The organism is Frankia sp. Hr75.2, assembly GCF_949319125.1.
GTDB classification, from domain to species: domain Bacteria; phylum Actinomycetota; class Actinomycetes; order Frankiales; family Frankiaceae; genus Parafrankia; species Parafrankia soli.
In genome coordinates, this window is record NZ_CASGGV010000039.1 from 1 (window position 1) to 13,094 (window position 13,094).

Annotated in this window: 9 protein-coding genes and 1 pseudogene; 3 read left to right on the forward strand and 7 right to left on the reverse strand. The window is 73.2% G+C overall.

What is annotated here, in order from left to right; genetic code table 11:
- Positions 1–781 precede the first annotated feature (781 nt).
- Complete coding sequence (locus AC559T_RS04515) at positions 782–2,509, forward strand: bifunctional aminoglycoside phosphotransferase/ATP-binding protein (protein WP_498867857.1); 1,728 nt, start codon at positions 782–784, stop codon at positions 2,507–2,509.
- On the opposite strand, the gene AC559T_RS04520 is transcribed toward AC559T_RS04515, so the two are convergent.
- Positions 2,502–3,278, reverse strand: a complete 777-nt coding sequence (locus tag AC559T_RS04520) for a YdcF family protein (protein ID WP_498867858.1) — start codon at positions 3,276–3,278, stop codon at positions 2,502–2,504. The two genes, AC559T_RS04515 and AC559T_RS04520, sit on opposite strands and share 8 nt — an antisense overlap.
- A gap of 35 nt (positions 3,279–3,313) precedes the next feature.
- Positions 3,314–3,910 (reverse strand): dihydrofolate reductase family protein, encoded by a 597-nt coding sequence (locus AC559T_RS04525; protein ID WP_498867859.1) that lies wholly within the window; start codon positions 3,908–3,910, stop codon positions 3,314–3,316.
- A 315-nt stretch (positions 3,911–4,225) separates the two neighbouring features.
- Between AC559T_RS04525 and AC559T_RS04530 the strand changes: the two are divergent.
- Positions 4,226–5,791, forward strand: a pseudogene (locus AC559T_RS04530) (ATP-binding cassette domain-containing protein); the annotation flags it as partial.
- 33 nt (positions 5,792–5,824) lie between these two features.
- On the opposite strand, the gene AC559T_RS04535 reads toward AC559T_RS04530, so the two are convergent.
- Together AC559T_RS04535 and AC559T_RS04540 are read right to left on the reverse strand one after the other, a co-directional pair.
- A complete protein-coding gene (locus AC559T_RS04535) occupies positions 5,825–7,084 on the reverse strand; it encodes an acyl-CoA dehydrogenase family protein (RefSeq protein WP_498867860.1) in 1,260 nt (419 codons plus the stop codon).
- Between the two features lie 248 nt (positions 7,085–7,332).
- Positions 7,333–7,809: a VOC family protein gene (locus tag AC559T_RS04540; protein WP_498867861.1), complete on the reverse strand. Its 477-nt coding sequence runs from the start codon at positions 7,807–7,809 to the stop codon at positions 7,333–7,335.
- Between the two features lie 246 nt (positions 7,810–8,055).
- Here AC559T_RS04540 and AC559T_RS04545 point away from each other — a divergent pair, with 246 nt between their 5' ends.
- On the forward strand, positions 8,056–10,035 hold the full coding sequence (locus AC559T_RS04545) for a serine/threonine-protein kinase (RefSeq protein ID WP_498867862.1): 1,980 nt from the start codon (positions 8,056–8,058) through the stop codon (positions 10,033–10,035).
- A gap of 49 nt (positions 10,036–10,084) precedes the next feature.
- Here AC559T_RS04545 and nifV read toward each other — a convergent pair whose 3' ends face one another.
- The 3 genes from nifV to AC559T_RS04560 all read right to left on the reverse strand — a co-directional run.
- Positions 10,085–11,326, reverse strand: coding sequence for a homocitrate synthase (nifV, locus tag AC559T_RS04550; protein WP_498867863.1), 1,242 nt, complete (start codon positions 11,324–11,326; stop codon positions 10,085–10,087).
- 277 nt (positions 11,327–11,603) lie between these two features.
- On the reverse strand, positions 11,604–12,494 hold the full coding sequence (locus AC559T_RS04555; protein ID WP_083391003.1) for a ferritin-like domain-containing protein: 891 nt from the start codon (positions 12,492–12,494) through the stop codon (positions 11,604–11,606).
- 138 nt (positions 12,495–12,632) lie between these two features.
- Positions 12,633–13,094, reverse strand: a 462-nt coding sequence (locus tag AC559T_RS04560) for a hypothetical protein (protein ID WP_498867864.1), incomplete at its 5' end; no start/stop codon positions are given.

Genomic DNA, 13,094 nt, shown 5'->3' on the forward strand with positions numbered 1-13,094 from the left:
GTGGGGAGTAGGCGACTGTGGGAGTACGTCGCCGTCTGCGCGTTCCTCGGCTGCCTGGTTGCCGCGCGGGCGATCGTCCGCCGGTGCCGGTCGGCAGGTCCGCCCCGGCCCGGTGCGCACCCCGGTTCGAAGCCTCGGACCTGCATGGACGGCGATACCACCGGTAGGTCCACCCCTCGGCCCGGACGGCCCGGAGCGCGCTGGACCGATCCGAACGGCCCCTGAGAACAGGGCAGCAGGTCGGGTGAGAACGGGACCCTGAAGTCACCTGACGACGCGGGACGAATGGAGGATCGTAACGGGAACAGGGAAACGGACCAAGGAGGATGATCTCCATGTCTGGACTCGTCGATCGACACCGGCATCGTACGGCCCGCCGGCCCCCCGGTCTTTCCCCGACAGCGCCGGCGCGCGAGCTCTTCGGCTCGTAGGACGAGGCGGTGGGATCGCGGCCCGCGGATTTCCGCGGGCCGCTCGAACCGGAGCCGGATCGGCCGGTGTTTGAACACCGCTGTGTGGCCCGGTCGCGCCATTTTATTCGCCCGGATTGAATTCCGGGTGATTCTCCGCCGCGGCATCTTCCTTCGTTCGCTGCCCGGCTTTCCGTTCAACGGTGTGGCCGGGCTCTGTGCGTGGGGCGCCCCGCGGATGGCGATCCGTCGTCCACGATCCTCGATCCTCGGCTTGATCCGCGGCGTCGATCAGCGGTGCCGGCGATTCGGTCGCGCGGCGGCGGGTGAAACCGAACAGGAATCGTCCAGAACACGGTCTGGAGACGTAGATGTTCGTGCAGAAGGACGCCTTTCCAGGGCAGGACACCGAGGTCCGCCCCGCGCCGTCGGAAATCCCGGGCCCTGCGCCCGTCCGGGAGCAGGCGGCCCGGGAAATCCGTCTCGACAGCCGCGAGACCGTGCAGACTCCCACCGCCGTGGTCTTTCTCACCGAGGACCGCGCGTACAAGCTGCGCCGGGCGGTCAACCACGGTTTCGTGGACCACCGCTCCCGCCGGGCCCGGCTGATCGCCTGCGAGGACGAGGTACGGCTCAACCGGCGCCTCGCCCCGGACGTGTACCTCGGCGTGGCCGACATCCGGGACGAGACCGGGGCACTGCGCGACCACATGGTCGTCATGCGACGGCTGCCGGCCGACCGCCGGCTCTCCGCGCTGATGACAGCCGACGTCTCCGGCGAGCTGCGTGGGCTCGCCCAGCGGCTCGTGGCGTTCCACGAAGGGTGCGAGACCACGCCCGAGAACACCCGCACCGGTGGTCTGTGCGCGTTGGAGGCACTCTGGCTGGAGGCGATGGACGGCCTCGCGCCGTTCCGCGGCCGGATCCTCGACGCCGCCACCGTCGACGAGATCGGCCGGCTCGCGCTGCGCTACCTGACCGGCCGGGGCCCACTGCTCGCGGAGCGCCAGGCCGCCGGCCGGATCCGCGACGGCCACGGCGACCTGCTCGCCGACGACATCTACTGCCTGAACGACGGCCCGCGGGTCCTCAACTGCGTCAACGTCGACCCCGCGCTGCGGGCCGGTGACGTCCTCGGCGACGCAGCCTCCCTCGCGATGGACCTCGAACGGCTCGGCAACGCCACCGCGGCCCGGACGTTCCTCGACGCCTACCGTGAGTTCTCGGGCGAGACCCATCCAACGTCGCTGGAGGACCTCTACATCGCCTACCGGGCGGTCGTCCGCGCCAAGACCGCCTGCGTCCGCGACCACCAGGGTGACCCGGCCGCCGCCGACGAGGCCCGCCGGCTCACCGACATCGCGCTACGCCACCTACGGCGCGGCCGTCCCCGGCTCGTCCTGGTCGGCGGCCTGCCCGGCACCGGCAAGTCGACACTGGCCAGCCATCTCGTCTCCGGCGAGGATGACTGGGTGCTGCTGAGCTCGGCCGCCGTCCGCGGCGAGCCGGTCGGAGCGGGCGCGACCGCCCCCGAGTCCGACTCCACCTCCGCCTCCGATTCGGCCGGGACGGAGCCCGCGGCGGGGTGCTACGGCGCGGACGCGACCGAGCACAGCTACGTGGAGGTGCTCACGCGGGCCCGCCACGCGCTCGAAAGAGGGAGGAGCGTCGTGATCGATGCCTCCTGGTCCTCGCGGCGGGTGCGCGCACGGGCCGCCGAGTTGGCGGCGGAGTGCGACGCCGACCTGATGCAGCTGCGGTGCGTGGTCCCGCCCCGGGTCGCGGTCGCCCGCATCGCCGACCGCGCGACCGTCCCCATCGCACTCGGCTCCACCGTGGACCGGTCCGGTCCGGTCCACTCGACCGCGACCCGTTCCGCTCCGGCGGGCGTCGTGCCGATCGGAAGGGCACCGATCGGCGCCGTCGCGGGTGGTGCCACCACCGGGCACCGCGCCGACCCGGTCAACGCCCTGGCCCCCGACGAGTGGATCTACCTGGACATGGCCACCCGCACCGATCCGTGGCCCGACGCACACGACATCGACACCTCCGCCCCAGTCGAACACGCAGTCACCGCCGCGCACCTTCTGATCAACTAGCCCACCCCATCCGCCTCGCCAGCCCCCTCTCGGCCGGGCGAGGTGATGTGTGGCGGGTGAGTGGGCCTATGGACGCACCCACCCGCCACTGGCCTATGCCTCCGGTCCTTTTGCTGCAGATCTGTCTGATGCTGGCTGCGACGAGTTCGCGGTATGCGTTGTGGACGTCGTCGGGGACGGGTTGGGGGATGGCGTGTCCGCGTTCGGCGTAGAGCCAGATGCGTTGGGTGTCTCCGACGAGCATGGAGATGACGCGGTCGGTGTTGCCGATGCTGGCGACGTAGTCGTCGAGGGTGGCTGGTTGGGATGCGCAGCGGACGGTGACGTCGGGCCAGAGTCTGCGGCAGGTGGCGTAGGCGCGGCGCTGCTGGTAGGGCCGTGAGATGAGCGTGACGGAGCTGGGTGTCATGCCGTGGGTGGTGAGGAGGTCGCGGGTTCGGGTGATGTTCTCGCCGGTGTTGCGGGCGGTGGTTTCGGTGAGGATGGCGGAGTCGGGGACGTTGAGGGACAGTGCGTGTTCGCGGTAGTGGGCCGCTTCACCGCGGGGGAATGTGCCGATGGTGGTGGGGGCGTTCGCGCCGGTGAACACGATCTGGGGGAACAGGCCCTGGTGGTAGAGGGTGGCGGTGCAGGTCGCGACGCTGAGGTCGTGGCTGCCCAGGCCCACGCCGACGTCGGTGGGGTGGGGGTCGTGGTGCATGTCGTGGTAGTTCCAGAGCACGTCGACCGGGCTCCGCAGCATGGTGGGCAGCGATGCGTCGGGGGGCATGAGCCGTCTGTGATGTCGAAAGGTTCGCGTCCCGATTATGTGGACGGCCGACGGTAGGTGAGGAAAAGCGCGCCGCTTTTCAGGGCGGTGTGGTCGGCCAGCTCCCAGCGCTTGGGATCGAACGGGGCGGCGCCGGAGAACAGTGGAATTCCGGTGCCGAGGGTCAACGGGCCCAGCTTTACGACCAGCTCGTCGATCTCCGGGTAGAGGACGCCGGCGAGTGTTCCTCCACCGACGAGCCAGACGTCCTTGCCGTCCTGCCTCTTCAGCTCCTGCGCTGTCGTGACCGGGTCGGTGGCGACCAGCTCGACACCCGGGTCCGGGCTGATGGTCAGGGTTCGGGAGAAGACCAGGTGGCGAAGGTGCGGGAAGGCGTTCGTCACGCCGGCCCGCAGGCCGGTCTCGTAGCTGCGCCGGCCTTCCAGAACGGTGTCGAAGTGGGTTCCCGGGGCGGTTACCCCGAGGGCCGCGCGCGCCGGGCCGGGCAGGGTCTCCGGGTATTCGGCGACGAGGTGCTCGAGGTAGTCCTGCGGCACCGGCCAGAATCCGCCGGGTCCGGTCGGGTCGGCACCGTCCGGGCCCGCGACGAATCCGTCGACGGTGGAGGCGACGAGATAGACCAGCTTCCGCACGACACCACACTCCTCGGAATCGGGGAACCGGCGGCGGTCACGGTCAGGCGGCCGGCCCGACGCACGACCCTACCGGTGCGGTTCCGAGTCAAGATAGTCAACGGCGTTGACGTCTCGGCTTCACGTTTCCGATCTTGAGAAGCCACGGCATGGGGAGAGCACGGGGCCGCCACAAAACCTCTGGGCGACCCGGCCGGCGTGGGGTACGGTCGTTTCGTCATGAGGCACTGACCCCACCCGCGCCCGCGCCTGAGGCCCCCGCATCTGAGGCACTGCCCGGCGGGCGGAGGAGACCAGCCGCTCTGGTGGTGTCGCATGCCCGCAACAGCTCTGTCCGCCCATGACCTCGTCCGCGTGCTCGGTGGGCGCAGGGTTCTCGACGGCGTCTCCCTCACGGCCGTTCCCGGTCAGCGGATCGGACTGATCGGGGAGAACGGCGCCGGCAAGTCCACGCTGCTGCGCCTGTTGGCCGGGGTGGACGAGCCGGACGGCGGCTCCGTCGTCCGGCCCGTGGAGCTGGGGTTCCTCCACCAGGAGATGCCCTTCGACCCCGCCGTGACCATCCGTCACGTGCTCGACGACGCCCTGCGCGAAGCCCGCGCGGATCTCGCCGAGCTCGACCGGCTGACCAGCGCGCTCGCCGCCGGCGACTCCGCCCCTGGTGGCCCGGCCGACGGCGAGTCGACCGACAGCGGCACGGCCCCGGCCGACCTGCTCGCCGCGTACTCCGCGTGTCTCGACCGGGTCGAGGAGCATGCGGCCTGGGACGCGGACCGGCATGCCGAGATCGTCCTTGCCGGCCTCGGTCTCGCGCGGGTTCCGGCCGACCGCGCGCTCGGCTCACTCTCGGGCGGGCAGCGCGGCCGGCTCGCGCTCGGTGCGCTGCTGGTTCGCCGGCCCGCCGCGGTGCTGCTGGACGAGCCCACAAACCATCTTGACGATGACGCCGCGGCGTTCCTGGAGGAGCAGCTGCGGGCTCTGCCCGGGGTCGTGATCGCGGCGAGCCATGACCGGACTTTCCTGGACGCGGTGTGCACCGACCTGATCGACCTCGATCCCGCGCTGGGCGGCCCGACCCGCTACGGGGGTGCCTACACCGAGTACCAGCAGGCGCGGCGCCTGGAGCGGGAGCGCTGGGAGCGCCGGTTCGCCGAGGAGCAGGAGGAGCTGGCGGCGCTGCGGCACGCGGTCGCGGTGACCGCCCGCCAGGTCGCGCACAACCGCCCGCGTCGCGACAACGAGAAGATGAACTACGGCCGCACCGCCGGCCGGGTGCAGGACCAGGTGTCGCGGCGTGTGCGCAACGCCGCCCGCCGGCTCGGTGACCTGGAGCGGGAGCAGGTCCGGCGGCCACCGCGGCCGCTGCGGTTCAGGGTCGGCGCGCTCGTCGCCGAGCCGTCCGCATCTCCGTCCGCTGCCCTGTCGTCGGCGGGCGTCCCGGCCCAGGCGGGTCCGGGGCAGGGGACCATCGTGTCGTTGCGGGAGGTGCGTGTTCCCGGCCGCCTCGTCCTCGACCGTCTCGACGTGACGGTGACGGACCGCCTGCTGCTCGCCGGTCCCAACGGCGCGGGAAAGTCGACGCTGCTGGCGGTCCTGGCAGGCCGCTTCGAGCAGGCCGGCCCCGCGCTCGACCCGTCCGACCCGACACCCGGTGGTGTTCCCGGTGTTCCCGGTACGACCGGCGTGACGGGGGAGGTGCTGCGGCGGCGTGGGCTGCGGGTCGGCCTGCTGGCGCAGGACACGGTCTTCGCCCGGCCGGACCGCACCGCGCGGGACGTCTACACGCTCGCGCTGGGACCCGAGCGGGCCGCGGCGGTGCCGCTGGCCTCGCTCGGCCTGCTGGCCCCGCGCGACCTCGGCACGCGGGTGGGGGAGCTGTCGGTCGGGCAGCGGTGCCAGCGGCGGATGGGGACGTCAGCGGCGCATGAGCAGTGTGTCCCCGAACAGGTGCGCGCCGACCATCTCGAAGTTCGTCGCGGCGAGGGTGATGTGGCGGGCCGCGGTGTGGACGTCGCGGAAGCAGCGGTCGAGGTCCCCGCCGGAGCGCAGCGCGCTCGCGCCGGCCGCGGTGTGCAGCATGGTGACGGCCTGGACGCAGTTCTCCCCGACGGCGGCCGCGGCGAGCCGGATCACCCCGCTCAGCTCGTCGCCGCCGTTCTCTCCGCGCTCCGTCGCCTGGTCGGCGGCGTCCTCGAGCATCAGCCGGCTGGCGCGGACGAGCGCGGTGGCACGGGCGAACGTGGCCTGCACGGTGTGGCCGCCGGCGAGGGTCTCGGTCGTGCGGGCGGGAATGGTCTGGAGGGCGAGCTGGCGGAAGGCGCGCAGTGCGTCCTGGGCGATGCCGAGCGCGGTGGAGGCGGTGGTGAACGGCGCGAAGTCGTAGTAGGCGATGGCGTAACCCCGGGACTTTCGTGCGGTGGGTGGCCGCCGCAGCAGCGAGCCGTCGACGGTCTGGCTTTCGGGGACGACGATGTTGTCCACGGTGAAGGTCCCGCTGCCGGTGCCGCGCAGGCCCAGCGCGTGCCAGTCGTCGGTGAAGGTGGCGGCGCCGCGCGGGACGCACAGCATCCGGATCGGTGCGCTCCCCGTCGGGGCGCTACCCGGAACCTGGGCCTGGGCCGGAACCTGGGTCGGGGCGTGCGCGGGTGTCGACCTGCGCGCCGGGGTGTTCGTGGACGTCTGGGCGCAGCCGCCGGTGACGACCGCGCTGGCGACGAGCCAGTCGGCGTGGGTGGCGCCGCTGGCGAACGACCAGCGGCCCCGGAGCCGGTACCCGCCGGGTACCGGCACCGCCTGGCCGGTCGGGTTGATGCCGCCGACGACGAGCCCGTGGCTGCTGCAGAAGATGCGGCAGGCGGCCTGGTCGGACAGGTAGTCGGAGATGCGCCCGATCGCGCCCTGCACGCCCATCTGCCAGGCGGCGGACGGGTCGGTGCGCGCGATCGCCTGCAGCACCGCCGATCCGGTGCGCAGACTCACCCCCGCGCCGCCGAACGCGCGGGACACCCACATCCGGTGGAAGCCCTGCTCCCGCAACGCGTCGATGACCTCCGGGGAGGTGGCGCGGTCCTCCTCGGCCCGGGACCGGTGCTCGGCGAGCAGGCCGGTGACCTTCTCGACCCGGGTCAGCCACTGCTCGGTCTCCTCGGCGTGGGCCTGGGGGAGGGTGGTCATCGTTACCGGCCGCCTTCGTGTCGCGCTCGTCGCTGGAGTGGACATCCGGCCGGGGCCGCGCGCTGGGGCAGATCCGCATCCACGATCTGATGGTAGGGAATCTTCCGCAGGATCGACGGCTGAAAGGAAATAGTGCCGTGTGTGCGGCTCTCCTGTGGCCTGTTCGCGGGGGTGAAGGTGGCCGGGCCCGCCGGCCTTGGTCCCCTTGTGGGGACCCGGCCGGCGTGCTCCGCGACGGGGCCGCCCGGCTACCGGCCGTCGGCGGCGCGCTCGATCGCGGCGATGTCGATCTTCCCCATGGTGAGCATCGCCTGGGTGGCGCGCTGGGCGCGCTCCGGGTCGGGGTCACCGACCAGTTCGGTCAGCCGGGTGGGGACGACCTGCCAGGACAGGCCGAAACGGTCGGTGAGCCAGCCGCACTGGCTTTCCTTGCCGCCGCCGTCGGTGAGGGCGTTCCAGTAGTGATCCACCTCGGCCTGGTCGGCGCAGGGGATCTGGAACGAGATCGCCTCGGAGAAGGTGAACTCCGGTCCGCCGTTGAGCGCGACGTATTCCTGCCCGTCGAGGGTGAAGGAGACGGTCAGGGCCAGGCCCTCGGGTCGGTGCATGCCCGGCCCGTAGCGGGTGACGCCGGTGATGGCCGAGTTCGGGAAGACGGAGACGTAGAGCGCGGCGGCATCCTCGGCGTCGGTGTCGAACCACAGGCAGGGAATCGTCTTCGGCATCGCTGTTTCCTCCACTGGTCGTGACGCCCGCTGGTCGTGGACGCCCGGGTCCGGCAGTCTGGCCTGCCGGTGGTAGGACCGGCGGGCGTGCGTGAACTCATCGGCGCGGCGGGACGTTCTCCCTACGGGCCTGGCAGGGGTTTTTGTGGCGGGCTCGGCTGTCGCGTGTCCGTTGCGGCGGTTTCGGGCTCGTGTGGCGGGTAGTACGGGGAGAATTCGGTCGTGCCGGAGAAGGCGGAGCAACCAATGCAGAGCGACCGAGCCGCGGGCCGGGAGCGCCGGCTGGCCGGCCGGTACCGGCTGGGCCGCGTGCTCGGCAGCGGCGGGGCGGGAATCGTCCGCGAGGGCGAGGACATGCTCCTGCGCCGGCCGGTCGCCATCAAGCAGGTGCGCCTGCCGCCGCTCGCCTCCGAGACCGAGCGGGAGATCATCGGCGAGCGGGTGCTGCGCGAGGCGCGCGCGGCGGCGCGGCTGCGCCATCCCGGTCTGGTGGCCGTCTACGACGTCATCGACGCCGAGGATTCGCCGTGGATCGTCATGGAGCTGGTCGACGGCCGGTCGCTGGCAGAGGAGATCCGTGCGTCGGGCCGGCTCGCGCCGGCGTGGGTGGCGCGCATCGGGGTGAGCCTGGCCTACGCGCTGGAGGCGGCGCACCGCGCCGGGGTCGTGCACCGGGACGTCAAACCGGGCAACGTGCTGCTGACCGCGGACGGGCAGGCCCGACTCACCGACTTCGGCATCGCCGTCAGCGAGGGCGACGCGACCCTGACCAGCACGGGGATGGTGGTCGGCTCGCCTGCCTACATCCCGCCCGAGCGGGCCCGCGGCGCGCGGGTGGGCGTGCCCGGTGACGTGTGGGGCCTGGGCGCCACGCTGTTCACCGCGGTGGAGGGCGAGGCGCCGTACGCGGGTGAGGGCGCCCTGGCGACGCTGGCGGCCATCATCCAGGATCGGCGCCGTCCTTACCGGCACGCGGGCCCGTTGCAGGACGTCATCGACCAGCTGCTCGATCCCGATCCGGCGCGGCGCCCGTCGCTGGCGCAGGCCCGGGTGCAGCTGCGGCGGATCGCGGCCACCGCCGAGCCGCATCCGACCGCCGTGTTCGACGCGGAGGCCGACGCGCTGCTCGACGCCGACGTCGGCGACCGGCCGGACGCGCCCCTACCCGGGCCGGCGGAAGCCGAGGAGGACGCCGATCTCGGGCTCGGCGACGACCTCGGATCCGGCAACAGCGCCGGCGCCGGCAGCGGCAGAGCAGCGGGCCGTGGGGCCGGCACCGGACCGCGGACGGGCCCGCGTGCCGGCTTCACCTTCGGTACCGGCCCCGCCGCCCGGACCGGATCCTCAGACGCTGGCCCAGGACCGCGGCCGAGTCCAGGTGCCGATCCAGGGCCGGGGCCGGATCCAGCCGCGGGTGCGCGCGTCGGCGGGGCCGCGGCCGCGCCGGAACGGCGCCGTCGGGTGGTGCTGCTGGCGATGGTCGTCGCCCTGCTGCTCGCCGCGGGCGGGGTCGGGCTCGGGCTGGCCCTGACCGGCGGTTCGGACACCCCGTCGGCCGGCCTGGCGTCAGGTACCAGCGCCCCGGCCACACCCGCGGGTACCGGCGGGCCGTCCGCGGGCGCGTCGACCAGCCCGACCGGTGGGCAGGCCGTGACACCGGGAACCTCCGCCACTCCGGGCGGCACCAGCCCGGCGTCGGCGACGCCGGGTCAGGGCGGTTCGGGCGGCGTGCCGTCGCTGGACAGGCTCGGCACGGTGATCCCGGACGACACCGCGCCCGCGCCGGCGCCGGCCGGGCTCGAGACGTACCGTGGCGCGGCCGGGTGGTCGCTCGCCGTCCCGCCGCAGTGGGCCCGATCGCGCCGTGACGGGGACCGCGAGACCTTCACGGCTCCCGGGGGCTACCCGAATCTGCTCGTCGAGACGCGGGACGTCGCCGGCCCGTCCTCGATCGGCGCGTGGCACGAGCTCGAGCCCGGCACCCGGCGCACCACCGCCGGCTACCAGCTGGTCTCGATCCGCCCGTCGGACGGGGCGGACGGGACGACGTCCGCGGTGTGGGAGTTCACCCTCACCTCAGGCGGGCAGACGGTGCACGTCCTGGACTTCGGTGTGGTCCGCAACGGGCACGGCTACGCGCTGTTCTGGCGGGTGCCCGAGGCCCAGTGGCAGGACCAGCTCGAGCTGATCCGCACCATCACCGCGACCTTCCGCCCCGGGCCCTGACCGCCGCCGCGCCGCGGCCGACCGCCGAGGCGCGACCGGCGGCGGCGGGTCAGCCGCGGCGGGGCCGTGTGCCGCGGCGGCTGGCGACCCGCCGGGCCATCGCCCGCAGCTGGTCGGAACTCAGCGGCTGTTTGTACACGGTGGCGTGCGCGCGGACCAGGCCGACGATCGGTTCCAGGTCCTCGTCGGGCGCGTCGATGCCGTGCCGGTCCATCGCGTGCCGCACGGCGGCGCGGCCGCTGTGCTTGCCCAGCACCAGCCGCCGGCGCGCGCCGACCTCCGCCGGGTCGAACGGCTCGTAGGTCGCCGGGGCGCGCAGCACGCCGTGCACGTGGATGCCGGACTCGTGGTCGAACACGGCGTCGCCGACCACGGCCTTGCCGGCGGGAACCGGCCGGCGCGACGCGCCGGCGACCAGCCGCGCCAGCGGGCGGAACGCGGCGGTGTCCAGGTCGACGGGCAGGCCGAGCAGGTGCCGCAGCGCCATCGCGACCTCCTCGGTCGGCGCGTTGCCGGCCCGCTCGCCCAGGCCGGCCACCGTGGTGCTCACCCAGGTGAACCCGGCCTGCACCGCGGCGATCGTGTTCGCGGTCGCCAGGCCGAAGTCGTCGTGGGCGTGGATCTCCCACGGCCCGGGGACGGCGTCGAGCAGCGCCCGCAGCCGCGTGTGCAGGGTGATCGGATTGGCCACCCCGACCGTGTCCGCCCAACGGAACCGGGTGACGCCGAGGCGCCGTAGCTCCCCGGCCAGGTCGATGACGAAGCCGTCGTCCGCGCGGGAGGCGTCCTCGAAGCCGACGCTCACCCGCAGGCCACGGTCGGTGGCGTCGAGGACGCAGTCGCGGATGCGGGCCCGCGCCCAGGCACGGTCCTTGCCGAGCTTGGTGCGCAGGTGCAGGTCGGAGGCGGGGATGGTCAGGTGCGCGGCGTCGACCCCGCTGGCGACGGCGGCGTCGACGTCGCGGCGGTCCGCGCGGCACCAGGCGACCACGCCGGCCCGCTCGACCGCCGCGACGACGCGGCGCAGGACTTCCACCTCGACCGGCCCCATCGCCGGCACCCCGGCCTCGATCTGGTGCACGCCGGCGGCGTCGAGCGCGACCGCGATGGCGATCTTCTCCTTGGCGGTGAAGGCGACCCCCGGGGTCTGCTCGCCGTCACGCAGGGTGGTGTCGCAGAACCGGACCGGCCCGGGGTCAGGCCCGGGGTCAGGCCCGGACCCGTTCTCCCGAGCGTGATCCGTCGGGACGGGGCGCGGCGCGGGCGGGCAGGACGACGTGCCGCTCTTCATGATGGTCACCGGCACTTTCGACGGCTGAGGAGAATCCGGCGCTGGCTGTGTGTTCCCGGTCTCGCGGGCCGGCTCATACAGGCAGACGCACGGTTCCAGGCGACCGGAATCGCTCAGGACCCTATGTTCCGTCGATTTCGTGCGCGGGTCGTGCGGTAGCGGCGAGGTTAACAGGATAGTCCGCGGCGAGGGCGGTACCTTTTCGGGGACGGGAAATCCTGCGGAGGTCGAAGGATAATCTCCCGCGCCGGGAAATCCGCCCTGCCGCCCGGCGGGCTCAGCCCAGCGACGCGGCGAGCGCCCGGCGGATGTCGCCGGTGCTGTGCAGCGGCACGCCGACCGCCGAGCCGATCGCCCGGCGCAGCTTCGCCAGCAGCTTCTCCTGGGCGTCCGGCGGCGAGATCCGCAGGTAGACGTCGATCACGTCGTCGACCGTCTCGTGGCCGCGCAGCTCCTCGACGCGCTGGTGCTTGTAGACGCCGACCGGGTGGCTCAGCCGCGACGACGTCACATAGAAGTGGATGCGTTCCAGGACGGACGGCAGCTCCTCGGGATGCGTCGCCAGCCGCCGCTTCAGGTAGTAGAGGAACTCGCGGGCGTGCCCGGCCTCGTCCCGGCTGGCGCGCAGGTACAGGTCGGCCAGGACGGGTTCCTGCACCCAGGCCGCCATCGCCCGGTAGACCGTGTTGACGGTGATCTCGCTGATCACGTTCGTGGCCAGTGTGGCGCTCGGCGTGACCCCCGGCTCGTAGGGCTCCCGCAGCGCCTCGACCTTGGCCTGCTCGATGTGCACGCCGACGGCGCGCAGCCACGCCCGGAAACCGAAGTGGTGCTGCAGCTCCTGGTAGGCCCAGATGGCCACGAAGGCCGAGCAGTCGTAGTCGTCCGCGAACTCGCTGAGAAAGCCGTGCAGGCCGGGCAGGGACGTCGCCTCGCCGAGCACGACGCCCTTGGCGGTGGCGATGTCCTCGGGCCGGACGAGGTCGTGCCGGATGTTCTCCAGGCCGACGTCGGAGACCTTCCACTGGAGGCGCTCGTAGTGCAGGAAGGCGTCGAAGCTGTGGGACTCGCCGGCGAGGGCGTCGCCGGCGCCGGATCCGTCGGTTCGGGAATCGCTGCTCGGGGTATTGCCGGTGTGGATGTCGGTCGGTGCCGTGGTGACGGCCATGGGTGGACTCCTTCGGAGATCTCCCGGAGTATCTCGCATCCATTGTCGGGCTGTTTCCGGGAATTCCCAGCCACGGCTCCGGACGGCAATCGCGCAATTCCGTGCGCTAATCGTGCCCTCGAGGCCCTTCGCGGTGGTTCAGGTGGTGCGGACCGGGACGGTGAGCAGGTCCTCGCCGGTGCCGCTGACCACCACGACACGTACGAGCCGTCCTGCCGGGATGGCGGACGTCCCGCGTACGTCGACCGCGCCGCGGTAGTCGGCGGTCCAGGTCGCCGCGGTGTCGCTGCTGCCGTCCTCGGACACGGCGACCAGGGCGCAGGTCGTTCCCGGCCGCACGCCCCACAGCCGGATGGTGAAGCCCGCGCCGGAGGGGACGTCGGCCACCCAGACCTCCGCCCACACGCGGGTGGTCGCGTCCGCCGCCGACACCAGCCGGCCCGCCGGCCCGTCCGGCGAGGATGTCAGCGCCACGGTGCCCGTGATCGACCCGCCGGCGACGACGGCGGCCAGCGCCGCGGCGGCCAGCGCGCGCCGCCGGCGTGCCGTGCGCCGGGACCGGGCGAGCCCCGCGGGCGGCGGGGGGGCCGGGGGGGCCGC